Origin of the sequence: Croceicoccus sediminis, assembly GCF_007570835.1 — a bacterium.
Lineage (GTDB): Bacteria > Pseudomonadota > Alphaproteobacteria > Sphingomonadales > Sphingomonadaceae > Croceicoccus > Croceicoccus sediminis.
Window position 1 is genome coordinate 111,996 of record NZ_SUNC01000005.1, and the last position, 25,450, is coordinate 137,445.

A 25,450-nucleotide genomic window follows, 5' to 3' on the forward strand; every position below is an offset into this window, starting at 1 on the left:
GGCTTTCAAGTTCTGAGTGCATTGCCATCACCGCTTTCCGGGCGTAGCTGTTGCCATATGGCCACAACCGAACCGACGAGCGACACCCGGCAGGACAAGGAACCGCGGACCGAGCGCGGACGGCGCACGCTGCGCAAACTGCTGGACGCGGCGGCTATCGAATTCGGGGAAAAGGGTTTTCACGAAGCCTCGATCAGCGGGATCACGCGCCGCGCGGGCACTGCGCTGGGCAGTTTCTACACCTACTTCGATTCCAAGGACGAGATTTTCCGCGCGCTCGTTTCCGACATGAGCGGCATGGTGCGGACCCAGTCGGCACAGGCGGTAACGCCGGACATGTCACCGATCGAGGTGGAAACCGCGGCGTTAAGCGGGTTCCTGCAGTTCGCGCGGGAGCACAAGGAAATCTACCGCATCATCGACGAGGCCGAATTCGTCGATCCGGCCAGTTTCCGCAAACACTACGAATCGACCGCGCAGCGTATTGCCGAACGCCTGGCAAAGGGGGCGCAAAGCGGGGATTTCCGCACTGGACTGGACGAGGCACATGCCTGGGCGATCATGGGCATGTACGTGTTTCTGGGCATGCGTTTCGCCGTGCTGGACGAAAAGCGGCCCCTGGAAGAAGTCGTGGCGGTCGCGGGCGACATGCTGCGCCACGGTATTACCAGCGACTGATCGGTCCCTTCGGGAATCAACGGTTTCGGGTCCGGGGTGGGACTATCCCCCCGGACCCGAACCTTGTCATGCGGGTCGGCGCGCGAAGATGCCGAAGCCTGCGATAATCGCGTAGCAGATCACCGGAAGGATCAGGGCGATCGACAGGCTGCCCGAAAGGTCGGCCACCATCCCGAAGAGCACCGGCACCACGGCGCCGCCAACGATAGCGACGTTGATGATGCCTGATCCGTCCGCCGCGCGGCTGCCCAGCTTTTCACAGGCCAGGGCAAAGATTGTCGGGAACATGATCGAATTCATCAGGCCGACGGCCAGCAGGCTGTATCCCGCCACGGCCCCGCTCGACAAAGCGGAAGTGGCGATGAGCAGGATCGCGATCGTGGCGTTGGTGGCCAGGATCTTGCCGGGGCTGAACACGCGCAGCAGGCCCGAACCGATGAACCGGCCCACCATCGCGCCGCCCCAGTAAAGCGTGATCATCCAGCCGATAACCGATTCCGGCTGACCGAAGACACGCGCCTCGGCAAGGTAATTGATGAGGATCGAGCCGATCGCGACTTCGGCTCCGACATAGAGGAAGATCGACAGCGCGCCATAACCGAAGCGAGGACGCTTGAGCAGCGAGAGGCCGCCGACGAGCGAGCTTGCCTCGTGGCGTTCGCCCTGCAGCTTGTTGCGGAACAGCCAGACGACCAGTGCGACGACGCCGATGGCGACGGCAAGGCCGAGGTAGGTGTTCACGATCATCGCCGATTCCGCCGTGCGATAGGCGCTCAGCGCATCGCCGCTCAGTTCTTCCGCACTAACTTCGGCCAGCTTGCCGAGGATGAGCCCTGCCCCGACCGCCGGAAACACGGTGGTGCCCAGCGAGTTGAACGCCTGTCCGAAAGTAAGCCGGCTATGCGCCGTGCGCGGGGGGCCGAGCAGGCTGATCAGCGGGTTGGCGACGACCTGCACCATGACCACGCCCGATGCGAGGACGAAGTAGGCGAACAGGAAGATTGCGTAAGTCGCGGTCTGGCTGGCCGGAATGAACATTAGGCAGCCCGCCATCATTGTAATCAGGCCGATCACCGCGCCGCGCATATAACCGACCTTTTTCACCAGCCGCGCCATCGGCAGGCCCATGACGAAATAGGCGGCGAAGAAGCAGAACTGCACCAGCATCGCCTGCGTGTAGTTCAGCGTGAAGAGTTCCTTCAGCTTGGGGATCACGACGTCGTTGAGGGACGTGATACCGCCGAAGATGAAGAACAGCGCGAATACGAAAGGCTGAAGCCCCGGCGCATCGATATGGGTACCGTCATCCTCCACCGGATGCAGATCGGTTGAACTGGTAATGTCGGGGGCCAGTGCCATTAAGGGATCCTCCGAGGGGGCCGGGTTCTTTTGCCCGGCCTCTGGTCAATTGTCAGTTGGCGACGGGCGGACAGGTGCCGTCACCGTCAACGGGTTCCACGCTTGCGGAGAGCAATGCAAGCGAAAGGTTCGCGCCCGACACGATGCGCAGCGGCGTCGCCATCTGCGCCATGTCCGCACCCTGTTCGGCAAAGCACTTCAGCGGAACGGCCAGCGTGCTGACCTCGCCCTTGGGCGCGCCTGCTAGAAGCGTGGTCACGTCCAGTGCCCGATCGCCCAGCGCCAGTGTCACCGGCTCTTCGGGCAGGCTGTCGATGCGCCATTCGATGGCCAGCGACATACGCTCTGCCAGATGCTTGGTGAGGTCAGAGGCCGGGCCTTCGATCACGGCGATTCCGTTGCCCGTCCAGGTCAGCGACTTTGCGTCTTCCTGTGCCCGCACGTCGACCGATTGGGCCGTGACCGCGCCGCCCGCACTCGACACCGGGGCGGTGCCCACGGTGCGCTTGCCGCCCGCATCCTCGACGCTCAGCGTCCAGGGCGAAAGCGCGCGGCCCGCGCCGAAGAAGCTGTCGACGTTGAGCGCACTGGCGATGTCGACCTTGGGGTCTTCGGAAAGCTGCGGAACGCTAACGTTCCTGGCATAGGACAGCCCGTAACCCAGCGGCCAGAGCGGCTCTGTCACCGGCGCACGCGCATCGGCGGGCCATGCAAAGGACAGCTTGCCGGTGAAGTCGCGTGCAGGCTTGCCATCGGCGCGCGCGACCAGGACATCGGCAACGCCAGCCCCTTGCGAACCGGGCAGCCAGGCCGCGACGAACGCGTCCGACGCATTGATTTCGGGGCTGGTGAACATCGGACGGCCCGAGAGGAACACCGACACCACCGGAATGCCCCTGGCCTTCAGGCTCTTGAGCAGTTCGAGATCGGTCGGGTCCGACGGCTGATAATCAAGCGTCGGGACATCGCCCTGATACTCGGCATAAGGCGTTTCGCCGAACACGACGATGGCGACATCGGGTGCCGTCTCGAACGAACCGTCGGCCGATAGCATGGCGCTGCCGCCCGCTTCGGTCACGGCCGCTTCAAGGCCGTCCCAGATGGTCTGGCCGTTGGGGAAATCTTCCTTCGTGACATCGGTGCCCTGCCACGAAATCGTCCAGCCACCCGACTGGATCGCCATCGAATCGGCAGCCGGCCCGGCGACGAGCACTTTCGCTCCCGGCTTGATCGGCAGGACCGAGCCTTCGTTCTTCAAGAGGACAAGCGACTTGGCCACTGCTTCGCGCGCGATGGCAAGATGTGCGGGCGCGCCGACCATGGCGTGATCGCCGCGCACGACCGGCGGCGTGTCCATCAGGCCCAGCTTGATCTTGACGCGCAGGATGCGGCGAACCGCCTCGTTGATGCGCGCCTGCGGGATTTCGCCGCTGCGCGCCTGCGCCAGCGTGTTTTCGAAAAGGCCCTTCCAGCTGTCGGGGGCCATGTACATGTCGAGCCCCGCCATCAGCGCTTCGGGGCAATCGGTGTTGGTGCAACCGGCAACCTGCCCTTGCGCGTTCCAGTCACCGACGGTGAAACCCTGAAAGCCCAGCGCGCCTTTCAGCACGTCGGTCAAAAGCGTGGGGTTGCCGTGGTTCTTCACCCCGTTCCAGCTGGAGAAACTGGCCATCACGGTCAGCGCCCCGGCGTCGATCGCGGTCACGTAACCGGCGGCGTGGATGTCGATCAGGTCCTGTTCGGAAATCTTCGCATCGCCCTGGTCGTCACCGCCTTCGGTGCCGCCATCGGCCAGAAAGTGCTTTGCCGTCGCGGCAACGCGGTTGGCGGCAATGTCCTTGCCCGACACCAGCTCGCCCTGAAGGCCAAGAACCATTTGCTTGCCATATTCAGCGACAATCTTCGGATCGGAGGAATAGCCTTCGTAGGCCCGGCCCCAGCGCAAGTCCTGCGGCACGGCCAGCGTCGGGGCGAAAGTCCATTCGATGCCAGAACCGGCAATTTCCAGTGCGGTCACTTCGGCAATGCGGCGGATCAGCGCCGGATCGTGCGCCGCGCCAAGGCCGACATTGTGCGGGAATACCGTCGCGCCCGGAACGTTGTTGTGCCCGTGCACGGCATCGACGCCGAAGATGATCGGGACCGCGACACCCTTGGCCCGCGGCTCTACCGAAACGGCGCGAAATTCATCGACCAGCCGGTTCCAGTCCGCTGCAGTGGCGCGTTCGTTGCCATAAGGACCGCTGTTGCCGCCCGCCAGCAACGAGCCGAGCGGATAGTTGCGCAAGTCTTCCGGCGTGATCGCGGCGATGTCCGCCTGGATCAGCTGACCGACCTTCTGCTCCAGCGTCATCTGCGCGAGCAGGAGCGAGATCCGGTTTTCCGTTTCCGTGTCGGTAATCGCCGAAGGCGTGTGCGCCGTCGGCCAGTTGGCGGCATTCGCGCGTGCGGCCTCTGCCACGTCGGGCCGGCCCATCGGCTGTGCAGCGACAGGCGCTGCAAGCGCGGCGACGGCCGCCGACATCAATAGCGGAGCAAACTTGACCCCGATCCCCATCCCGGTCTTCCCAATTCTTATGTGAACGTTATCAACCTAGGAAATACAGCAATCCATGGGTCAGTCAACCCCACTTGCCCATGGCGCGGAACTCAAGGGATTCAGCGGCGCAGGGCGCGGCTGGTAGAGGCAAGAAGCAGGCAGGCGATGAACGTCAGCCCCGCCAGAATCGCCATCAGGGTCGGATAGCCGAACGCCGGAACGATCGCGATCGTCAGCCACGGCATCACCAGCGAGGGCACCGTGTTGGTTAGGTTGAAGAACCCCAGGTCGCGGCCCCGGTGCCGCGCGCGGGGCAGAACGCGCAGTGTCTGGCTGGAATGGAGCGAGAGGAACACCGTCGTCGCAAGTCCGAAAAGGACATATCCCGCCAGCGCGAATTCCAGACCCTGTGCCAGCGCCATGCCGAGCAGCCCGACGGAACCCAGGAATGCCGTGACCGCCAGCGGCAGGATGGGCCGCCCCGCCCTGTCCGCCCAGCGCCCCGAAAGCAGCGCAAGCGGCACTGCAGCGGCAAGGACGAAACCGAAAATGCGGGCGATGTCGGCATCGGTCATGTCGGCGTCGATCGAACGGAACCAGTAGAGCAGGTAGGCGAACAGCGCCGCCTCTGAAATCTGGACGGCAAGCCGCGCAGCCCACATGCGCTTCACCGGTTTGGCGCTGTCCACCGCCTCTGCCGGACCGCCAAGGTCGTCATCCATCAATTCGGGAAACGGTTCCGGCCTGCCGACGATCAACACGGGCAGCACGCAGATCGCGACGATCCCGGCCACCAGCCACAACCGCCCGTCCGGTCCGGCAAGACCGGGCGTGGTGATGAATGCGCTGGTCACGGCCCCCGCGGCAGGGGCAAAGGCCATCAAGCCGCCCAGCAGGCCTTTTTGCCGGTCGGGAACGCAGTCACCGGCCCATGCCGACAAAGGCGCCATCATCATGTTCAGGAAAATCTGCCAAACCAGCAGCAGGCCCAGCAGCATCGGTGCGGTCCGCGCCATTGGCACGGCCAGCAGCAGCGTGATCGTCCCCGCCATACCCACCGCAACCCATATGCGCCGGTTGGCGGTGCGGTCGGAAAGCCAGCCGAAGGCGATATTGGCGACACTGGCGAAAATCGCCCCGCCGAACGTGAGATAGCCCAGCACGCGCACGTCGGCGCTGCCCGCCATGTCGGTCACGCGCAGCGGCAGCAGCACGGTCAGGAACGGGACATAGGCGATCGCACAGCCCGCCCATGCCAGTGCATAGAGCAGCAGGAACCGCATTTTCTGGCGGCCGTCGGCCTGCCCCTCAGCGCCCTGCTGCAGGCCCCCGTTCACCGCGGAGGCGCGGTCGATTCCCGCTCGACAAGGCTACAGGGGACAACAACGGGTTGATCGGGCCATTCGCTGTCACGCGCGGCCGCGATGATCAGTTCCACCGCGCGGGACGTGACGGCCGCGATAGGCTGGTCCACTGCCGTCAGTTGCGGGTGCGTAAAGCGCACGATGGGCGTGTTGTCGAAGCTGATCAGCGACAGGTCACCCGGGATCGACAGGCCCTTTTCGCGCGCCACGTCAAGCGTCGCCAGCGACATCTGGTCGTTGCTGGCGATTATCGCGGTGGGCCGGTCATCGCCCGACAAAAGCGCCCTGGCCGCCGTACACCCGGAATCGAAGCTGAAGTCGCCTTTCGCGAAAAGGCCATCGGTCGGCAAACCCCGTTCGGCCATCGCGCGCTGCCAGCCATCGGTACGCCAGCCGCTGACCGAATATTCGTCGGGCCCGGCGATAAAGCCGATCCGCTCGTGGCCAAGCTCGGCCAGCCTTTCGGTGGCCATGGCTGCTGCACCTGCGTCATCCATGTTGAGCGCGATGCCCGTCCCCGCGTTCGACGGCGAGATGCGGGCGAAGGGAATCTCGCGCTCTTTCAGGAAAGACGTGATCTGTTCGTTGTCGCTGTGCGGCGGGGTCAGGATGACGCCGTCGGGCTGAAGCGCGGCAATCGCGGCGGTCAGTTCGCGTTCGATGTGGTCGGAATGGGTGTCGACCAGTTCGAAGATCAGGCGGTAGCCATGCTCTGCGCATTTCAGCATTCCGCCCAAGAGCATCTGGTCGACCCAGTCCGCGCCCTGCCGCTCGCGCCAGTCGGAAATCGTGCGATCCCGGTCGTTCAGCGCAAGGATCAGGTAAGAGCGCGACCCGCTCATCCGCTGGGCCGCGATGGAGGGGACATAGCCCAGCTTGTCGATGGAAGCCTGGACGCGCGTCTTCATCTCGGGCCGGACGTTCGGCTCGTTGTTGATGACGCGGCTTACCGTCTGGAGCGAAACGCCCGCATCGGCAGCGACGTGCTTGATCGTTACGGCCTGACGCCGACGTGCCATTGCGAGCTTACCCCCTTAACGCTTGCACGCGGCTGCGGTAGCCAGATCGGAAGGACATTGAAAGACACGAACGTAGTCTACGCGCATGTCCTTGGGAAAACCCGTCTCGTCCACACCGCCCAGGCCGCGCCCTTCGGCAAGCCCGCCGCCTATGGCAAGGTTCAGGATCAGGTGGAACGGCGCGTCGAAAGGCGCGCGGGGATTGTCGGGTTCGGCGGCGGTGAACCACTCGTCGCTGGTCCGCTGTGCATAGACGGTGCCGTCCACGGTCCAGACCATGCGGTCCGCCGTCCATTCCAGCGCATAAGTATGATAGCCCGACAGGACCGCCGGATAGGGCATCTCGTCCCCCTTGTGCACGTTTTCGGGCCGCAGATTGCCGAAATGCAACGTACCAAGGATCGTGTTTTCCTTGCCGTCGGGACATTTCTCGCACGGGGTGCCGAGGTTCACCGCCTCTAGAATATCGATCTCGCCCGAAAGGGGCCATGATCCGCGGCTCCAGTCTTCGGGCAGCATCCATATTGCGGGCCAGGTGCCCTGCCCCTGCGGCAGCTGCGCGCGCACTTCGATGCGGCCATATTTCCACGCCGCCTTGCCCCGCGTGACCAGTCGGGCCGAAGTAAACGACTTGGTGTCCATCTCTCCAACCCGGCCTACATCGGGCACACCCTTGGGCCATGCCGGGCCGGTCATGTTTTCCTTGTGCGCCTGGATCACCAGCTTGCCGTCTTCGATCCGCGCGTTTCTTTCGCGATCGGTATAGCATTGGCGTTCGTTATTGCCGCCGCCCCAGCAATCGACGTCGAAGTCCCACTTGGCAGTGTCGATCGTATCGCCATCGAATTCGTCCGACCAGACGAGCTGCCATCCGTCCTGCGGCGCGGGAACGGTCGCGCAGGACGACAGGGCGAGCGCGAGGCCCGCGATTACAAAACGCATCAGGCCGCCTCCGCCTCGCGCGCCGCGCAATACCTGGCGACGTATTCGCCGTGCTGCGGAAGCCCTGCCACGGTTTTCGTCACGCCTTCGCGAAGACCGCGCAGCAGGTGGTCCAGTTCGCCGTCGGACAGCTTGCCCGCGATGGGATGATGGCTTTGCGGCGTGATGCCCTGCCCCATCATCACCTGGACCCACGAGTTTTCGGCGAAGAGTTCCTCGTTCGTGCGGAACACGCGTCCGGTTTCGCGGAACAATTCGATCTTGTGATCCAGCGTGTCCGGAATTTCCATGTTGCGGCAATAATTCCAGAACGGGGAATCGTCCCGCTCAGTCGCCTTGTAATGCAGGATCAGGAAGTCGCGGATCTGCTCCATGTCCTGGAACTGCTGGGCGTTGAATTCGTCGATGTCGCGGCTCGATACCTTGCCGCCTGCGGGCAGCATGCGCAGGATGCGCAGGATCGCGCGCTGGATCAGGTGGATGGAGGTCGATTCCAGCGGCTCCATGAAACCCGACGACAGCCCCACCGCAACGCAGTTCTTGTGCCACTGCTTGCGCCGTGCGCCGGTCTGGAAACGCAGGCGGTTGGTCTTGGTCGTCGTCTCGCCCTCGATATTGCCGAGCAGGCGTTCCTCCGCCGCGTCGTGGTCGAGATAGCGGCTGCAATAGACGATGCCGTTGCCGACACGGTGCTGCAGCGGGATGCGCCATTGCCAGCCCGCATCGTGCGCCATCGCGCGGGTGTATGGCACGGGCGCGCGCACGCTGCTGGTCTGGACCGCAATGGCGCTGTCGCAGGGCAGGTAATGGGTCCAGTCGTCATAGCCGACGTGCATGGCCTGCCCGATCAGCAGCGCGCGGAAGCCGGTGCAGTCGACGAACAGATCGCCCTCGACCCGCTTACCGCTTTCCAGCGTGATCGCCTCGATGTCGCCGGTTTCGTTGTCGAGGTCGACTTTCGAGATCTTGCCCTCGATCCGCTGCGCGCCTTCGCTTTCGGCAATCCCGCGCAGGAAGCGTGCAAAGGCCGTCGCGTCGAGCTGGAAAGCGTAGTTCACGCGGCCGTCGGGCAGATGCGCGAACTTGCCCTCGCGCGCGGCGATCAGTTCCAGGCAGTAATCGTCGTAGGGCGCATCGTGGCCGCGGGCTTTCCCTTCCATCCAGAAGTGCTGGAAACCGGCGGTCCAGTGGTCCTTGCCCGTCGCGCCGAAGGAATGGAAATACCCCTCGCCCGGCACGCGCCAGTTGTCGAACTGGATGCCCAACTTGAACGTCGCGTGGGTCGCGCGCATGAAATCCGACTCGGGAATGTTCAACAGGCGCAGGTAATTCACCAGCGGCGGGATCGTGCTTTCACCGACGCCCACGGTGCCGATCATGTCGCTTTCGACCAGCGTGACCGATGCCGTCCGGCCCAGCGTGCGGGAAAAGGCGGCCGCCGCCATCCATCCGGCGGTGCCGCCACCGGCAACGACGATGCGAACGGGCTGGCTGGGATCGTGCTTCATCGGCTGAGGGTCCTTAGAAGGAAGGCACGCAGGCGGCCCGCGCTTTCAGGCGTCAGGCGGTCGAGGACCGAGCGGGCCTTTTCGGGGATATGGGCGGTCACGCGCTCGTCCGCCTCGAATACGTAGTAATCGAATAGATCGCGCCAGATCGCGCGATCGGCTTCGGGCAGGTCGCGGATGGCCATGATCGCGTGATTGAGCGCGTCCTGCGGCTGGCCCAGATAGCGCGGGGTATCCCGCCACCAGTAGTTCACCAGCACGTTGAACTTCTCCAGCCCCTCGACATGGTGCCACCACATCGACGGGATGAAGAGAGCATCGCCGGATTCAAGCTCTGCCACTTGCGCATGGGCCAGCGCATCGCGGAAACGGGGGTGCGCGCCGAAATCGGGATTCTGGAAATCGACCATCGAGATTGCCCGGCCCGCAGGGGTGTTGTCGATCGGGCCAAGGTAGAGATTGCGGAACTGGTCGGGCGGGAAAAGCGTGAAACGGCGGCGGCCCACGGCGCAACAGGCAAGGTTGTCGGGAAAGTCGTTATGCGCGGCGATGCGTGTCTTCGTCCCGATCCAGATCGAGGCAAGCGGATCGCGCGCGCCCAGCGGCACGTGGTTCGCCTCGTGCAGCCCGTTGAAGAAATCGTGCATGTCGATGGAGGCAAGGTAGATCGCGGGCGCTTCATCCTGCGACTCGCCCTCTTCCATCTTGGCGAAGATCGTCGGCAGCGTGCCCTTCGTCGTGCGAAAGTTCATCTGCATCGCTTCGTCATAGAACATGCGCCCGTCGCTATCGGGCGCGGCGACCGATACGACGAAGGGGCGCTCGACGGCGTGCTGTTGAATATAGGCACGCGCCGCGCTGGCCGACTGCAATCCGGCCTGCACCAGCGGCCAGTCCTTCACCAGTCCGCGCAGGACGAAAGGCCGGTCCGCACCGCGCAGCATCGCGTCCAGCGCGGCGGCGTCCGCCAGTTCGCGTTCCTCGATCTGGGGCAGTGCGGTCAGCGTATCAGGCATGGACTTCGCGGACGTTCTTGCGGGCGACCAGTTCCGTGATGTGCGAAAGCGATGCCAGCGCCATGAACATCGGCATGAGGTATCCGGCCTCCTGCAACTCGCCCAGCGCCGCGCCGTCCAGCTGGCGGACCTTGTCCTCGTTCAGGATGTGGAACCCGACAAGGCTTCGCTTTGCGCCGTCGTTCAGCGTCACATCCAGCGTAAAGTGTTCGAGCAGGTCCCAGCGTTTCAACGCGGCGAAGAAACCTTCAGACGCGCGATATCCGGCATCGAGCTTGCCCAGCTTGTTCGCGACATCCTCAAGATACGGGGTCGCCTGGCCCGCGTCGTCGAACAAGCGCACGCCGTCGGGATCGCCTGTGCGGGCGTGTTCCATGTCGATATGGACCTGCGAGGGCGCATCGCCATCGCGGCCCCGGCCGATCAGGAACGGCTGGATCGAAAGGGCGAGCGGGCGATAACCGGCGTCCCATTCGCCGTCGTTCAGAAACAGGTTCTCTCCGTTTTCGAACCCGAACAGGGCAACCGCGTTGAAATTGCCGGTGGCCTGATCCTTGTGGAACAGGATCGGGAAGTGCGCCTGCACCTGCCGGAATTCGTTGGGCACGGCGATGCAGGACATGACCTTGTCGCCCAGCTCTTCGCCCGGCTCCATCCTGACGCGAAGGTCGCGGTGGGTGGCGGAATCGAGAACGGCGTGCTGGCTCATACGGGGCATCCTGCGGTTTGCGGGCTTTGCGCGGCTTGCGCGCGAAGCGTGTCGAGATAATTCCGGTTGGTCGGCAGTGCGGCGGCAAGCTGACGCGCGCGCTGTTCGACCTGTCCGGTCGTATCGGTATTGATGGCGGGCAATTGCGGCGCTTTTCCGCCCATGCCGTAAAGAACGTACTGCCAGCTGGCGGCGGGGAAAATCTCGTCCGCCATCGGGAAATCGGCATGGCCGGGCACTTGCCCCTGCCACAGCGCCAGCAGCTCGGCCAGGCTGTCGGGCACGGTGGCGCGGTGTTCGTCCCAGTAGGCTCCGCTCCGGTCCGACAGGAAGTAGTGCAGCTTAAGGAAATCGACGATCCGGTCCCAGCGATAGCGGAACAGCCGGTCGAACCGGCGGGCGTGAATGTCCATTTCCGCACGGTCGGTCGGGAAACCGTCCATCAGCGCGCGCAGCGACAGTTCAATCATGACGATGGCGGACGCTTCCAGCGGTTCGACGAAGCCTGCCGACAGCCCGATGGCAAGGCAGTTGCCGATCCAGAACCGGTCGAGGTGCCCGCTTTCGAACCGCAGCAGGCGCGGATCGGGCGCGGGCGCATCGGGCACGGCCCTTGCGACATAGGCGCGCAGTGTTTCCTGTGCCTGATCGTCGGAGGCAAAGCGCGAGGAATAGACACAGCCGATCCCCCGCCGGGTGGGCAAGGCGATGTCCCAGATCCAGCCCGCGTCATGCGCGGTACCGATGGTGAGTGAGGCGATGGCGCTGTCGGTTGCGGTCGGCACCTGCGCTGCCAGGGCACGGTCGTTGAACAGGACGTCGCTACGGTCTATCCGCCCCGCCCCCATCTGATCCCGGATCAAAAGCCCGCGCATGCCGGTGCAGTCGATGAACAGATCGCCGCCAAGCCGCTGATCAGCATCGAGCAGCAGCGCCGCGATATCGCCGTTGTCGGCCCGCTCTACCCCATCGATGCGGGCAGGAACGTGGGTCACGCCTAGCCGCGTGGTCGCATGGCGTTTCAGCAGCGCGACCAGCTTTCCGGCGTCGAGGTGGTAGGCATAGTTGAGCGCACCGGCATATCCCGGCATCGCCTTCTGTCGCGGCGCGAGGTTAGCCGCGCAAACCGCGCCTTGCGGCGAAACGGCATCGGCGAAAATACCGCCCTTCGCGGCCCATGCCGCAACGGCGGCGCGCGGCGTATCGCCCACGGGCGCAGTGAAGGGGTGCAGGTAGCTGTCGCCCGCTGTGCCATCGCGCCAGCCGTCGAAGCGGGAACCCTGCTTGAACGAAGCGTCGGTGGCGACGAGGAATTCCGCTTCATCGATGCCGATGGCGGCCAGGGTGCCGCGCATCGTCGGCCAGGTCCCCTCGCCCACCCCGATGGTCGGGATGTCGGGAGCCTCCACGATGGTGACGCGGATCGGGCGGGACACGTCGCGCGCGGCGCGGGCGGCAATCGTGCAGGCCGCCAGCCATCCGGCGGTTCCGCCGCCGGCGATCACGACATGATCGACTTTGCCCGACATTGCCTTACGTCCTGCTCTCTCTTCCCACTTTGGCTATTGCCATACGACGCCGGATTTTCCCGTGCGCCCTGAACGACGAAAGCCGCCCGCGCGCGAGGGAGAATGGCGCGGACGACCTTCGTTCATTGTGCGGCTCTCAATCAAGTCCGGAAACGCAGAGGGGTGCGAACCGGGCCCGATGCAGCGACAGCCGCACCTATCTGGCGAATGGCGGCCAGTGCGGGGTCGCTCACCCGCACTGGCGCTTCGCCGGATCAGAAGTTCAGGCGAACACCCGCCGCGTAGCGGGCATAGCCCGGTGCCGCGAAGAAGACCGCCTGATCGGCGCGCCGGTGACCCTTGCGGTCGGCATTCGTGATGTTGATGCCTTCCACGAAAGCCGTAAGACCTTCGCTGAACTCGAAGCTCGCACTGGCATCGAACTGGCCGTAGCTTTCGATGTAGTACGGATCGGTGTCGTAACCCGCCAGGAAGCCATCGCGCCAGTTGTAGGCAACACGTGCCTGCAGCGGGCCCTTGTCATAGAACAGGACCGCATTGGCACTGTCGCTGACGCCGGTGATGGCAAACTGCGTTTCGGTATAGCGCAGCGTATTGTCATAGAACGTGTCGCTGTTGACGATCGTGTAGTTCAGGATCGCACCGAAACCGGTATCCCAGAAGTTGTGCTGGATCGCGAATTCCCAGCCGTCGAGCGTTGCCGTCCGGTCGCCGTTGAACGGCTGCGACAGGCGGAAGTTGACGGTCGGGTCGCCCGGCTGGCCAAGGATGCCGCCGGTGACGGGATCGATGACATCGGGGTAGTTCGCTGTGACATAGTCCAGCTGTTCGTCGAACGTCGAACCTGCGGGAAGAGCGGCTGCCGCTTCTGCGATCAGGTCTCCGCCCTGGCCCTGTGCCGGGTTGGTGAGGCCATAGAGCGGGCCTTCGGTAACGCCGGTGACGGGGAAGTTCGACACCTTCTTGCGGAAGTAGCCGACCGACACGTAGCTGGCGGTATCGTAATACCATTCCGCCGATGCATCGATGTTCTTCGACTTGTACGGAAGCAGGCCCGGGTTACCGGCCGACGCGGTGGTGCCGCCATCGGGACGGATCGGCGCGGCCAGCGTCAGGCCGCCCTGCAGCAGATCGTAACGCGGACGCGTGATCGTGTGGCTGTAGGCCGCACGCAGCTTCACGTTGTCGATCGGCGTCATGTCGAAATCGATCGCCGGCAGCCAGTTGTCGTAGCTGCCCTTCAGACGGGTGAAGTCGCCATTGTCGCTGTAGTTGATGGCGATTTCGTTCGCGCCGACCCATGCCGTGCTGACCGGCACCGGAACCTGAGCGCGCGAGTTGATCGTCGTTTCTTCATACCGCACGCCAAGGCGCAGATGCGCTTCGTCGGCGAGCAGGTCGAAGGTGTGCGTCGACTGGATGAAAGGCGCGAGCGTCTTTTCGTTGACGGTACGATCGATCGTGTAATTGGCAAGGCAGGTGCCCGGACCGGCGCCCGTTCCGGCGCAAATCCCGATCTGGCTGTCGAGCAGGTCGATGAGACCGGCGGTATCGACTTGGAAGTAGCTGGGGATGATCGACGGATCGTTCGCGCCGCTCATGCCCGCAAGATCTTCGGGAAGGTCGTTGATCGTGAACAGGTCGTCCGGGGTTTCGTCCGCCGAAAGCGTGCCGCCCCAGGTGTCGTTCTGGATGAAGCCGTAGGCAGAACGCACCTTGTTCTCGGTGTAGGTGACGCCGAAATCGAGGCTTTCGATGAAGCCCGCGTCGAAATCGTAACCGCCCTTGAGCGAGATTTCGTTGATCCGGTTACGCATGTAGGCGTTGCGGAACGCGTTACCTGCCGGACGGATGTTCGAGGCGACGATTTCCGAACCCGGATACATGTTGGCCGAAATGACCGGCATGTCCGAGGTGAAATCGATGCCCTGCGATTCCACGCCGAAGATCGCGGAGCCGACGGCGATGTTGCTGCCGTAGGGCGAAGTCGGCTTGGATTCGGCCGTCGAGTGATGGGCGTCCAGTTCCCAGCGCATGCCGCTGGGGTGTTCCCATTCGATGTTGCCGCCGATGGAGTGATTGACGCTGCGATTGGCCGCAACCGCGCCGGTGATGGCAAGGTCCTTGCCCGGCCCGAAAGCTTCGGCATAGAAATTCGGTCCGGCAACCGGGCCGTCGGTCCAGCTGCTGGTGGTGTCGCCGTGGTTGAACCATACGCCGATGGAATTCGTGCGTGCATCGATCGTGTTCTGCGAGAACGTGTAGTCGATCGTGGCGTTCAGCTGGTCGCTCGGCGCGACCTGCAGAACGGCCTGGCCGTTGATGCGTTCGCGGTCGATGTCGGTGAAGTCGTAACCGGCGTTCTGCGGAATCTGGTAGATGTCGGTCGCGTCGGGGCGATTTTCGACATTCGGGCCATAGCCCAGCGAACCCCAGTTGTTCTCGTCACCGAGATATCCTTCGCGCCAGCCGGCGTTGAACTGCGCCAGGCTCGCCTTGCGGCGCTGATAGGAACCCGACAGCAGGATGCCGAAAGTGTCATCGGCGAAAGTGCTGCTGACGATACCCGACAGTTCGGGCGTGATCTTGGTGCCGTCGAAGGTGTGATCCTTCACGGCCTTGGCAGCGACGCTGCCCTGAAGCCCGGGACGGTCCAGCGGGCGCGGCGTGCGGATGTTGATGACCGAACCGATACCGCCGGTGGGCAGCGAGGCGCGACCCGACTTGTAGACTTCGACCGCGGCAACGCCTTCGGATGCGAGGTTGGCGAAATCGAAGCTGCGCGATGCCGGCGCTTCACAGCAGCCGCCAAGGCCCGAAGCCGGCATCTGGCGGCCGTTCAGCAGGACGAGGTTGAAGTCGGGACCGAAGCCGCGAACCGTGACGGTCGAACCTTCACCGCTGTTACGGTCGATCGAAACGCCGGTGATGCGCTGAAGCGATTCGGCAAGGTTGGTATCGGGGAACTTGCCGATGTCTTCGGCGCTGATCGCGTCGACAACGCCCTGCGCGTCGCGCTTGATGTCGGCAGCAGCCTGCAGCGAGGCGCGAATGCCGGTGACGATGATGACGTTTTCCTCATCCTCGCTCACGACGGCCGTCACGTCGCCAGGCATCACATCCTGAGCCATCGCCGCCTGCGGCGCAGCCGCAATTGCCAGTGCCGAAGCCCCGGTCATGAAGGTAAATGCATTACGCACGCTGCGTTGCGCCATCAGTCCTCTCCCTTGGCCGGCGAATCGGTAGACTCCGAATTCGTCCGGTGAAATGCGTTGTGAACGTTCATGTGAACGTTATCAAACGGCATGTCAACAGGGTCTGGTTTCACCCGCAACCTAGTTACGGTGATGTGGCAAACGTGTCACTCTTCCTTTGGTTCGATCCTCACCAACAGCGCTTCGACTTCGACCTGGCCGCCCACTACAGCAGCCAGATCGGCGACCGTTCCGTCGAACGGCGCGGTCAGCGCATGTTCCATCTTCATCGCTTCCAGCACCATCAGGCGCTGGCCTTCCTGCACCTCGTCGCCCTCGGCAACGTCAAGCGCGATGACCTTGCCCGGCATCGGCGCGACGATATCGCCGTCATGCGCCGCACCGCTGCCCGATCCGCGCACTACGGTGTCGAAGCCGTAACCCATGCCGTCGGCAAAGACGACGACGTGATCACCATCGGCATAGCCGGTGACGAGCGTATCGTCGGTGGAGAAGAAGTCAGGCATCATTTCGCCCACGGCGGTGCTGTCCGCCTCTGCCTCGGCCATGTCGACCAGGCGCCCTTCCCCGCGATGCGAGAGCCAGACGGTGCGGCGCACCGGCGCGTTGAGGCGGAAACCGGCAAGGCCTGCACCCGTTTCGGCTGGCGCATCGCCATAGGCAATCCGCGCCGCCACGTTCCAGACCATGTCGTCGGCCACGCCGTCGGGCACCAGATCGTCGCCGTGCCGTTCGATGAAGCCGGTATCCAGCACGCCGTCGCGGAAATCGTCAGCGTCGAGCGCGCGGACAAGGAAGCCCGCGTTGGTGCGCACCGGCCAGACTTCCGTGTCGGCAAGCGAGGCAACGAGATCGTCGATCGCGCTGTCCCGGTCCTCGGCATGGCAGACGACCTTGGCGATCATAGGGTCGTAGAAGGGCGAGACCTGCCCACCTTCCTCGACCCCGGTTTCGATGCGGGTGGCAAGGCCGAATGACAAGTGATCCAGCCGCCCGGTGCTGGGCAGGAAGCCGCTGGCCGGGTCCTCGGCATAGAGCCGCGCCTCGATCGCGTGGCCGTGGATCGAAAGTTCGTCCTGACGCATCGGGATCGGTTCGCCGCTCGCCACGCGAAGCTGCCATTCGACCAGGTCAACGCCGGTGATTTCCTCGGTCACCGGATGTTCGACCTGCAGGCGGGTGTTCATTTCCATGAACCAGGTCCGGTCACCGCGAAGCCCTTCGCTGGCATCGGCAATGAATTCGATCGTGCCCGCGCCTTCGTAGTTCACGGCCTGCGCGGCCTTGACTGCGGCGGCGCAGATCGCATCGCGCGTTTCGGCGTCCATGCCGGGCGCGGGCGCTTCCTCGATCACCTTCTGGTGGCGGCGCTGAAGCGAGCAGTCCCGTTCGAACAGGTGGACGACGTTGCCGTGGCTGTCACCGAAGACCTGCACCTCGATATGGCGGGGCGACAGGATGAACTTCTCGATCAGGACGACGTCGTTGCCGAAGCTTGCCTGCGCCTCGCGGCGGCAGGACTGGAGTGCGGCCAGGAAGTCGCCCTCGGCATCGACCTTGCGCATGCCCTTGCCGCCGCCACCGGCGACCGCCTTGATGAGCACGGGATAGCCGATGGCATCGGCCTCTGCCTTCAGACGCTCGTCCGACTGGTCGTCGCCCATGTAACCGGGCGTGACCGGAACGCCGGCCTCGGCCATCAGCGCCTTGGCCGCGTCCTTCAGGCCCATGGCATTGATGCTGGCAGGCTTGGGACCGACCCAAACCAGCCCGGCATCGATCACGGCCTGCGCAAAGGCGGCGTTTTCAGACAGGAAGCCGTATCCGGGGTGGATCGCCTCTGCCCCGGTGTCCTTGGCAGCGGCGATGATGCGATCGCCGATCAGATAGCTTTCGGCAGCAGGCGACGGACCGATATGCACCGCCTCGTCCGCCATACGAACGTGCAGCGACTTGGCGTCGGCGTCGGAATGGACCGCGACCGTGCGAATGCCCATGGCGCGCGCAGTGCGGATGATCCGGCATGCGATTTCGCCGCGATTGGCGATGAGAAGGGATTTGATCATGGGCATTACATCCTGAACACGCCAAAGGGCGCGCGGTCGGGGATCGGGGCTTCGAGCGTTGCGGCAAAGGCAAGGCCCAGCACGTCGCGGGTCTGCGCCGGATCGATCACACCGTCGTCCCACATGCGCGCGGTGGCGTAGTAGGGGTTGCCCTCGTCCTCGTACTTCTGGCGGATCGGGGCCTTGAACTCTTCGGCCTCGTCCGCGCTCCACTTGTCGGCATTGCGGTGGACGGTGGCGAGCACGCTGGCCGCCTGCTCGCCGCCCATGACCGAGATACGGCTGTTGGGCCACGAAAACAGGAACCGCGGCTGATAGGCGCGCCCCGCCATGCCGTAGTTGCCCGCACCGAAGCTGCCGCCGATCAGGATAGTGATCTTGGGCACCTGAGCCGTCGCCACCGCCGTCACCAGCTTCGCGCCGTGCTTGGCGATTCCCTCGGCCTCGTACTTGCCGCCGACCATGAAGCCGGAAATGTTCTGCAGGAACAGGAGCGGGATGCCCCGCTGGCACGCCAGTTCGATGAAGTGCGCCCCCTTCTGCGCGCTTTCGGAGAACAGCACGCCGTTGTTGGCCAGGATCGCGACCGGCATCCCGTGGATATGCGCGAACCCGGTGACGAGCGTGTTGCCGTAAAGCGGCTTGAACTCGTGAAATTCGGATGCATCGACAATGCGGGCGATGACTTCGTGCACGTCATAGGGCGCGCGCACGTCATCGGGGATCACGGCGTAAAGCTCGTCTGCGTCGTACTTCGGCGGCACGGCAGCTTGCAGGTCCAGCTTCGCGCCTTCGTTCAGGCCAAGGTGGCTGACGATGTCACGCACGATGGCCAGTGCGTGTTCGTCGTTTTCGGCGAGGTGATCGGCAACGCCCGACTTGCGCGTGTGCAGGTCGCCGCCGCCAAGATCCTCGGCAGTGATTTCCTCGCCCGTCGCGGCTTTGACCAGCGGGGGCCCGGCCAGGAAGATCGTGCCCTGTTCGCGCACGATCACGGTCTCGTCGCTCATAGCCGGAACGTATGCGCCGCCCGCGGTGCAGCTACCCATGACGCAGGCGATCTGGGGAATACCCATCCCGCTCATCCGCGCCTGATTATAGAAGATGCGGCCGAAATGATCGCGGTCGGGAAAAACCTCTGCCTGATAGGGCAGGTTCGCGCCGCCGCTGTCGACGAGGTAGATGCACGGCAGGCGGTTTTCCTCGGCGATCTCCTGCGCGCGAAGATGCTTCTTCACGGTCATCGGGTAGTACGACCCGCCCTTCACGGTGGGATCGTTGGCGATGATCATGCACTGACGGCCCGACACGACGCCGATACCGGCGATCATGCTGGCTCCGTGCACATCGCCGCCATACATCCCGTTGGCGGCCAGTTGTCCGACTTCAAGGAAAGGCGCTCCGGGATCGAGCAGGCGTTCGACACGGTCACGGGCCAGCAGCTTGCCGCGCGAGACATGGCGTTCGCGGTGCCGCTCGGCCCCGCCCAGCGACGCTTCCGCCACCTTGGCGCGAAGCTCTTCGGCCAAGGCCTGATTGTGCTTGGCTCGCGTCTGCGCATCGGGCGAGGACACGTCGAGCTTGGAGCTGAGAACGGGCGCGCTCATCCTTTCATCAACTCCCGTCCAATCAGCATCCGCCTGATCTCGTTCGTCCCGGCCCCGATATCGAGCAGCTTGGCATCGCGCAGGAAACGCTCGACCGGCCAATCGGTGGTGTAGCCCGCACCGCCCAGTGCCTGAACCGCCTCACCCGCAGCGCGGAAGGCGTTTTCGGACGCCAGCAGGATCGCGCCCGCCGCGTCGAAACGGGTGGTCTGGCCCGCATCGCATGCCTTGGCCACGGCATAGGAATAGGCCCGCGCCGACTGAAGACCGACGTACATGTCGGCGATCTTGGCCTGCATCAGCTGGAACTCGCCAATCGGGCGACCGAACTGCTTGCGTTCGCGGACATAGGGAATGACGACGTCCAGGCAGGCCTGGATGATGCCAAGCTGCACGCCCGACAGGACCACGCGTTCGTAGTCCAGCCCGCTCATCAGGACCTTTGCGCCTTCGCCGACACCGGCCATGACGTTTTCGTCCGGCACGAAACAGTCGTCGAAGACCAGCTCTGACGTGGGCGATCCGCGCATGCCCATCTTCTCGATCTTCTGACCGATGGAGAACCCTTCGAAGTCCTTCTCGATCAGGAACGTGGTGATGCCGCGCGGGCCGGCATCGGGATCGGTCTTGCCGTAAACGACCAGCGTATCGGCATAAGGGGCGTTGGTGATCCAGAACTTCGTGCCGTTCAGCACCCAGCCGCCGTCGGCTTTGGTGGCGCGCATCTTCATCGACACGACGTCCGACCCGGCGCCAGCCTCGCTCATGGCAAGGCTGCCGACGTGTTCGCCGCTGACGAGCTTGGGCAGGAATTTCGCCTTCTGCGCGTCGCTACCCCAACGGGCGATCTGGTTGACGCACAAGTTGGAATGCGCGCCATAGGACAGGCCGAGCGAGGCGCTGGCGCGAGAGACTTCCTCGACCGCGATCAGGTGATCGAGATAGCCGAGATCAAGCCCGCCGTACTGTTCCGACACGGTCACGCCGTGCAGGCCAAGCTCGCCCATCTGCTGCCACAGTTCGTCACGGGGGAACCAGTCTTCGCGGTCGATGCGTTCGGCCAGCGGCATGATCTGTTCGTCGGCAAACCGCGCGACGGTATCGCGGATCATGGTCGCGCTTTCGCCCAGCGCGAAATCGAATTCGGGAGTTGCTCGCATGAAATCCTGCCCAGGCAATTGTTCTTGTCTGCCCCCTGTCTACCGGACCGGCAGGCGGGAGAGAAATTGGAAGTCGGGGCACCTTGTCATAGATAAAATCTATGGATGCGCCTTCCCCTGATCAACGAGCCTTCGGGGCAAAGCGTTCCGCGATATCGGCCGCGACCGCGCGGCAGGCTGCGGCACGGTCTTCGGTCATCCACGCCGGATCGGCGCGCAGGCCCAAGGTGCGAGCATAATCATAGCCCTCGATCGCAACAGCTTCGATCCCGTCGCGATGGTGTGACAGCGGCGCGGTGGTGATGCCAAGGCCCGCCGCGACCATCGCCATGCAACGCTCCTCGCTCTCGCTACGCAGCGAAAAACGCGGGCGCACCTGAAGGCGAGTAAAGAAGGTGCTGGTCCGGTCGAGCATTTCGCAAGACCGCCGCGCCACCATGATTTCGGACGCCAGCGTTTCGGGCTCCACGCGGGTTTCACCGGCCAGCCGGTGCCCGGACGGCACGAACAGGACATAAGGCTCGTCCAGCAGCGGGATCGCGCCTTCGTCATCGTCGCGCAGCAGGCCCAGCATCAGGTCGATCCGCCCGCTGGCCAGCGATGCGCGCAGTTCGGAATCGGTGCCTTCGACCAGCTCGATGGAAAACGCATTACCAAGACCCGCCAGCACCGCTTCCAGCAGCGGCGCGGCGACCGAACGGATCACGCCCAGCTTCAACGCGGGCCAGTCGCCTTCTGCCGCCGCGCCGAAACCGTCGACGGCCCGGAAATTACGGTCCAGCTCGCGCGCCAGCGGCAGGAAACGCCCGCCCGCTTCGGTCAGGCGCACGTGACGCCGATCGCGCACGAAAAGCCGCGATCCGACCATGCGTTCAAGGTCGGCAATGCCCGCCGAAAGCGTCGGTTGAGTCACGCGGATGCGCCCCGCTGCCTGCGTGAAGCTGCCGGTTTCGACGACGGCGAGGAACTGGCGGATATGCGAACGCTTGATCATAGGAAAAACCTATAGCGCAAATTCACGCATCCATCAGCCCTTGTCGTTCGCCGCCTGCGCCTTGCCGAAACCGCCGCCGCCCGGTGTCTCGATCACGAAGACGTCGCCGGGGCGCATCTCGACGCTGCCGGTCGATGGGACCGCGATTTCGCTGCCGTCGGCCCGTTCCACGCGGTTGCGACCGGGCGCGCCCGGCTGCCCCCCGTCCAGCCCGAACGGCGGCACGACGCGGCGATTGGACAGGATCGTCGCGGTCATGTCCTCAAGGAAGCGGACACGCCGGACAACGCCGTTACCGCCCGAATGCCGCCCTGCGCCGCCTGAACCTTCGCGAATGGAGAACGCCTCCAGCAGGACCGGGAAACGCCATTCCAGCACTTCGGGATCGGTCAGGCGCGAATTGGTCATGTGCGTCTGAACCGCACTGGTCCCGTCGAAGTCCGGCCCTGCGCCCGATCCGCCGCAGATCGTTTCGTAATATTGATACCGCGCATTACCGAAGGTGAAGTTGTTCATCGTCCCCTGCGCGCCCGCCAGCGCGCCGCAGGCACCATAGAGCGCGTCGGTAATGACCTGGCTGGTCTCGACATTTCCGGCGACGACCGCGGCGGGATAGCGCGGTGCCAGCATCGAACCTTCGGGGATGACCAGTTCCACCGGCCAAAGGCACCCATCGTTCATCGGGATGTCCTCATCGATCAGCGTGCGCATGACGTAAAGCGTCGCGGCGCGGCAGATCGCGGGCGGGGCGTTGAAATTGTTGGCCTGCTGCGCGCTGGTGCCGGTGAAATCGATCCAGGCGGTTCGCGCCTCGCGGTCGATCGCGATGCTCACCGTGATCTGCGTGCCGTCGTCCAGCGGATAGGTGAACGTCCCGCCGGGCAGCCGGTCCAGCACGCGGCGCACTGCCTCTGCCGCGTTGGCCTGGACGTGGTGCATATAGGCCTCGACCACGCCGAGGCCGAACTCGCGCACCATGCGATGAATGTCCGCCGCGCCGCGTGCGCAGGCCGCGATCTGGGCGGTGAGGTCGCCCAGGTTCCGGTCGGGATCGCGAGCGGGGTATGGCCCCTTGGCCAGCTCTGCGCGCAGGGCCTCTTCCCGCAGTTCCCCTCCTTCGAGAAGAAGGAAGCTGTCGAACAACACGCCTTCCTCGTCCAGAGTGCGGCTGTCGGGCGGCATCGAACCGGGCGTCGTGCCGCCGATGTCGGCATGGTGCCCCCGCGCCGCGACCCAGAAACGGCACTCACCATCCTCGAACACCGGCATGACGACGGTAAGGTCGGGCAAGTGCGTGCCCCCGCAATAGGGGTTGTTCACCAGCCAGGCATTGCCGTCGTCCAGCTTGCCCGTCGCCAGAGCCTTGTCCCGCACGGCACGAACGCTGTCACCCATCGATCCCAAGTGCACCGGCATGTGCGGCGCATTGGCGATCAGCGCGCCTTCGCCGTCGAAAAGCGCGCATGAAAAATCGAGCCGTTCCTTGATGTTGACCGACAGCGCGGTGTTCTGCAGCGCCTGCCCCATCTGTTCGGCAATCGCCATGAACAGGTTGTTGAATATCTCCAGCCGAACAGGGTCGAGCCCAATTTCCTCAGAAGCTCTGCCGACACTGGCGTTTTCGCGCGGGGTCACACGGGTCAGGACGACATCACCCGACGCGCGGCGCAGGGCCTGCCAGCCGGGTTCCACGACGATGGTGGCAGTATCGTCGTACAGGATCGCGGGACCGGGCAGCGGGTGATCGATGGCAAGCGCGCTTCGCGGCATCAGTCCTGCCTCGCGCTCTTCTCCGCCCGCGAATACCGGCACGGTGCGGGGATCTATCGGCTCATGCACCGCTCCCACACTGGCCGAGGGGCGGTTCGAGGGGACAACCAGCTCGATTTGCGCAGCCTCGACCACCAACGGTACTTTCGACACGAAGGTAAAACGTTGGCGATAAAGTGCCTCGAACTCGGCGCGAACCTCACCCTCGGTGCCGAACGCCACTTCCAGCGCGGTGTCGGTGCCGAGATACCGTACCATCAGCCGCTGCCGCACCTCAATCGCGCCAGTATCGAAACCGTGGCCTTCGACCTCTCTTTCGGCCTCGCTGCGCAGGGCTGCCATGGCATCTTCCGCAGCGTTCAGGCCGCCTTCGTCGATCCGCTGTTCGATCGCCTGCTGCTTGACGATGCGCTGATCGGCCAGCCCGATGCCATAGGCCGAGAGCAGGCCCGCCAGCGGATGCAGCAGGACAGTTTCCATGCCCAATGCATCGGCGACGAGGCAGGCATGTTGCCCGCCCGCTCCGCCGAAACAGGACAGCGCATAAGTGGAAACGTCGTGCCCCTGCGCGACCGAGATCTTCTTGATCGCATTGGCCATGGCGTCGACCGCGATGGCAAGGAAACCTTCGGCCAGTTCCTCGCCCGTCTTGCCCGGCAGGCCCGCGGCGGCGACTTCGTCAGCCAGCTGCGCGAATTTTGCCCGCACCACTTCGGCGTCCAAAGGCTGTTTGCCATCGTCACCGAACAGGGCGGGAAAGCAATCGGGGCGCAGCTTGCCCAGCATGACGTTGCAGTCCGTCACCGTCAGCGGCCCGCCCCGGCGATAGCAGGCAGGGCCAGGGTCCGCGCCCGCCGATTCAGGCCCGACGCGAAGGCGCGTGCCGTCGAACCGGCATATCGACCCGCCGCCCGCCGCGATCGTGTCGATGGACAACATCGGCACGCGCAGGCGCACACCCGCCACCACCGTTTCGTTCACACGCTCCAGCTCTCCGGCATAGTGCGACACGTCGGTACTGGTCCCGCCCATGTCGAAGCCGATCAGGCGGTCGAAACCCGCCTCGCGCCCCGTTTCCACCATGCCAACGATGCCGCCGGCCGGTCCCGACAGGATCGCATCGCGCCCGCGAAACTGTGCCGCACCCGCCAGACCGCCGTTCGACTGCATGAAAGCCAGCGGCACCGCGCCGCCCAGCGCATCGGTCACTTGCGCGACATAACGGTCCAGCACGGGCGAAAGATAGGCATCGACCAGTGCCGTGTCCCCGCGCCCGACGATCTTCATGACCGGGCTGACCATGTGGCTGGCCGACACTTGCGCGAAACCGACCTCACTTGCGATCTCGGCAATCCGCGCCTCGTGCGCCGTGTGGCGATAGCCGTGCATCAGCACGATGGCCGCCGCCGTGCATCCCGCTTCGCGAGCAGACTGCAATTCGGCCCGCACGGCATTTTCGTCCAGCGTGGTGAGTACATTGCCTTGCGCATCGACGCGCTCGTCCGCCTCGATCACCAACGACTCCAGCCGGTCGGGCAGGACGATGTGGCGGTCGAACAGGCGCGGGCGGTTCTGGTATCCGATGCGCAAAACGTCACGGAAGCCGCGGGTGACGACCAGCGCCACTTTCTCGCCTGCGCGTTCCAGCAAGGCGTTCGTCGCGACCGTCGTGCCCATCTTCACCGCCGCGATGCGGTCTGACGGAAGCTCTTCCCCCGCTTCCACGCCCAGAACGTCGCGAATGCCCTGTATCGCGGCATCGCGGTAGCGTTCGGGATGTTCGGACAGGAGCTTGCGTGTCTCGATCGCGCCATCGGGCGACAGGGCCACCACGTCGGTGAACGTCCCGCCCCGGTCGATCCAGAAGTGCCAGCCTGTCCGTATCATCTTCTTCCTTCGATTCGCCCTGCGGCCCGCTTCGCACAGGCTTGCCCCCGGCGGCAAACCCATGATTTATTGCATTGCAGCACGAACC

Annotated in this window: 16 protein-coding genes; 1 reads left to right on the forward strand and 15 read right to left on the reverse strand. The window is 64.5% G+C overall.

Going from position 1 to position 25,450, the window contains the following annotated elements; genetic code table 11:
- Positions 1 to 57 precede the first annotated feature (57 nt).
- Complete coding sequence (locus FAX90_RS15495; protein WP_144098336.1) at positions 58 to 678, forward strand: TetR/AcrR family transcriptional regulator; 621 nt, start codon at positions 58 to 60, stop codon at positions 676 to 678.
- Between the two features lie 66 nt (positions 679 to 744).
- On the opposite strand, the gene FAX90_RS15500 is transcribed toward FAX90_RS15495, so the two are convergent.
- The 15 genes from FAX90_RS15500 to FAX90_RS15570 all read right to left on the reverse strand — a co-directional run bounded on the left by FAX90_RS15500 (position 745) and on the right by FAX90_RS15570 (position 25,362).
- Positions 745 to 2,037 carry a sugar MFS transporter gene (locus tag FAX90_RS15500; protein WP_144098337.1) on the reverse strand — a complete coding sequence of 431 codons (1,293 nt, stop codon included), beginning with the start codon at positions 2,035 to 2,037 and terminating at the stop codon, positions 745 to 747.
- Positions 2,038 to 2,089: 52 nt separating this feature from the next.
- The gene (locus FAX90_RS15505; protein ID WP_144098338.1) at positions 2,090 to 4,561 is read right to left on the reverse strand and encodes a glycoside hydrolase family 3 protein; all 2,472 of its coding nucleotides are present in this window, start codon (positions 4,559 to 4,561) and stop codon (positions 2,090 to 2,092) included.
- Between the two features lie 134 nt (positions 4,562 to 4,695).
- The gene (locus FAX90_RS15510; protein ID WP_240704943.1) at positions 4,696 to 5,913 is read right to left on the reverse strand and encodes an MFS transporter; all 1,218 of its coding nucleotides are present in this window, start codon (positions 5,911 to 5,913) and stop codon (positions 4,696 to 4,698) included.
- Positions 5,910 to 6,959 carry a LacI family DNA-binding transcriptional regulator gene (locus FAX90_RS15515; RefSeq protein WP_144098339.1) on the reverse strand — a complete coding sequence of 350 codons (1,050 nt, stop codon included), beginning with the start codon at positions 6,957 to 6,959 and terminating at the stop codon, positions 5,910 to 5,912. The genes FAX90_RS15510 and FAX90_RS15515 overlap by 4 nt, the downstream gene beginning before the upstream one ends.
- A 15-nt stretch (positions 6,960 to 6,974) precedes the next feature.
- Positions 6,975 to 7,901: a glycoside hydrolase family 16 protein gene (locus FAX90_RS15520; protein WP_144098340.1), complete on the reverse strand. Its 927-nt coding sequence runs from the start codon at positions 7,899 to 7,901 to the stop codon at positions 6,975 to 6,977.
- A complete protein-coding gene (locus FAX90_RS15525; RefSeq protein WP_144098341.1) occupies positions 7,901 to 9,409 on the reverse strand; it encodes a tryptophan halogenase family protein in 1,509 nt (502 codons plus the stop codon). Before FAX90_RS15525 ends, FAX90_RS15520 begins: the two co-directional genes overlap by 1 nt.
- Complete coding sequence (locus FAX90_RS15530; RefSeq protein ID WP_144098342.1) at positions 9,406 to 10,425, reverse strand: cupin-like domain-containing protein; 1,020 nt, start codon at positions 10,423 to 10,425, stop codon at positions 9,406 to 9,408. Before FAX90_RS15530 ends, FAX90_RS15525 begins: the two co-directional genes overlap by 4 nt.
- Positions 10,418 to 11,134, reverse strand: a complete 717-nt coding sequence (locus FAX90_RS15535; protein WP_144098343.1) for a SapC family protein — start codon at positions 11,132 to 11,134, stop codon at positions 10,418 to 10,420. The genes FAX90_RS15530 and FAX90_RS15535 overlap by 8 nt, the downstream gene beginning before the upstream one ends.
- On the reverse strand, positions 11,131 to 12,663 hold the full coding sequence (locus tag FAX90_RS15540; RefSeq protein ID WP_144098344.1) for a tryptophan halogenase family protein: 1,533 nt from the start codon (positions 12,661 to 12,663) through the stop codon (positions 11,131 to 11,133). The genes FAX90_RS15535 and FAX90_RS15540 overlap by 4 nt, the downstream gene beginning before the upstream one ends.
- Before the next feature lie 254 nt (positions 12,664 to 12,917).
- Positions 12,918 to 15,878, reverse strand: a complete 2,961-nt coding sequence (locus FAX90_RS15545; RefSeq protein ID WP_144098345.1) for a TonB-dependent receptor — start codon at positions 15,876 to 15,878, stop codon at positions 12,918 to 12,920.
- 146 nt (positions 15,879 to 16,024) lie between these two features.
- Positions 16,025 to 17,944 (reverse strand): acetyl/propionyl/methylcrotonyl-CoA carboxylase subunit alpha, encoded by a 1,920-nt coding sequence (locus tag FAX90_RS15550; protein ID WP_144098346.1) that lies wholly within the window; start codon positions 17,942 to 17,944, stop codon positions 16,025 to 16,027.
- A gap of 5 nt (positions 17,945 to 17,949) precedes the next feature.
- Entirely contained in the window at positions 17,950 to 19,551 is a 1,602-nt protein-coding gene (locus FAX90_RS15555; protein ID WP_144098347.1) for a carboxyl transferase domain-containing protein, read from the reverse strand.
- A complete protein-coding gene (locus FAX90_RS15560) occupies positions 19,548 to 20,711 on the reverse strand; it encodes an isovaleryl-CoA dehydrogenase (protein WP_144098348.1) in 1,164 nt (387 codons plus the stop codon). Before FAX90_RS15560 ends, FAX90_RS15555 begins: the two co-directional genes overlap by 4 nt.
- A gap of 121 nt (positions 20,712 to 20,832) precedes the next feature.
- On the reverse strand, positions 20,833 to 21,705 hold the full coding sequence (locus FAX90_RS15565) for a LysR family transcriptional regulator (RefSeq protein ID WP_144098349.1): 873 nt from the start codon (positions 21,703 to 21,705) through the stop codon (positions 20,833 to 20,835).
- A gap of 33 nt (positions 21,706 to 21,738) precedes the next feature.
- The gene (locus tag FAX90_RS15570) at positions 21,739 to 25,362 is read right to left on the reverse strand and encodes a hydantoinase B/oxoprolinase family protein (RefSeq protein WP_144098350.1); all 3,624 of its coding nucleotides are present in this window, start codon (positions 25,360 to 25,362) and stop codon (positions 21,739 to 21,741) included.
- Positions 25,363 to 25,450: the final 88 nt, after the last annotated feature.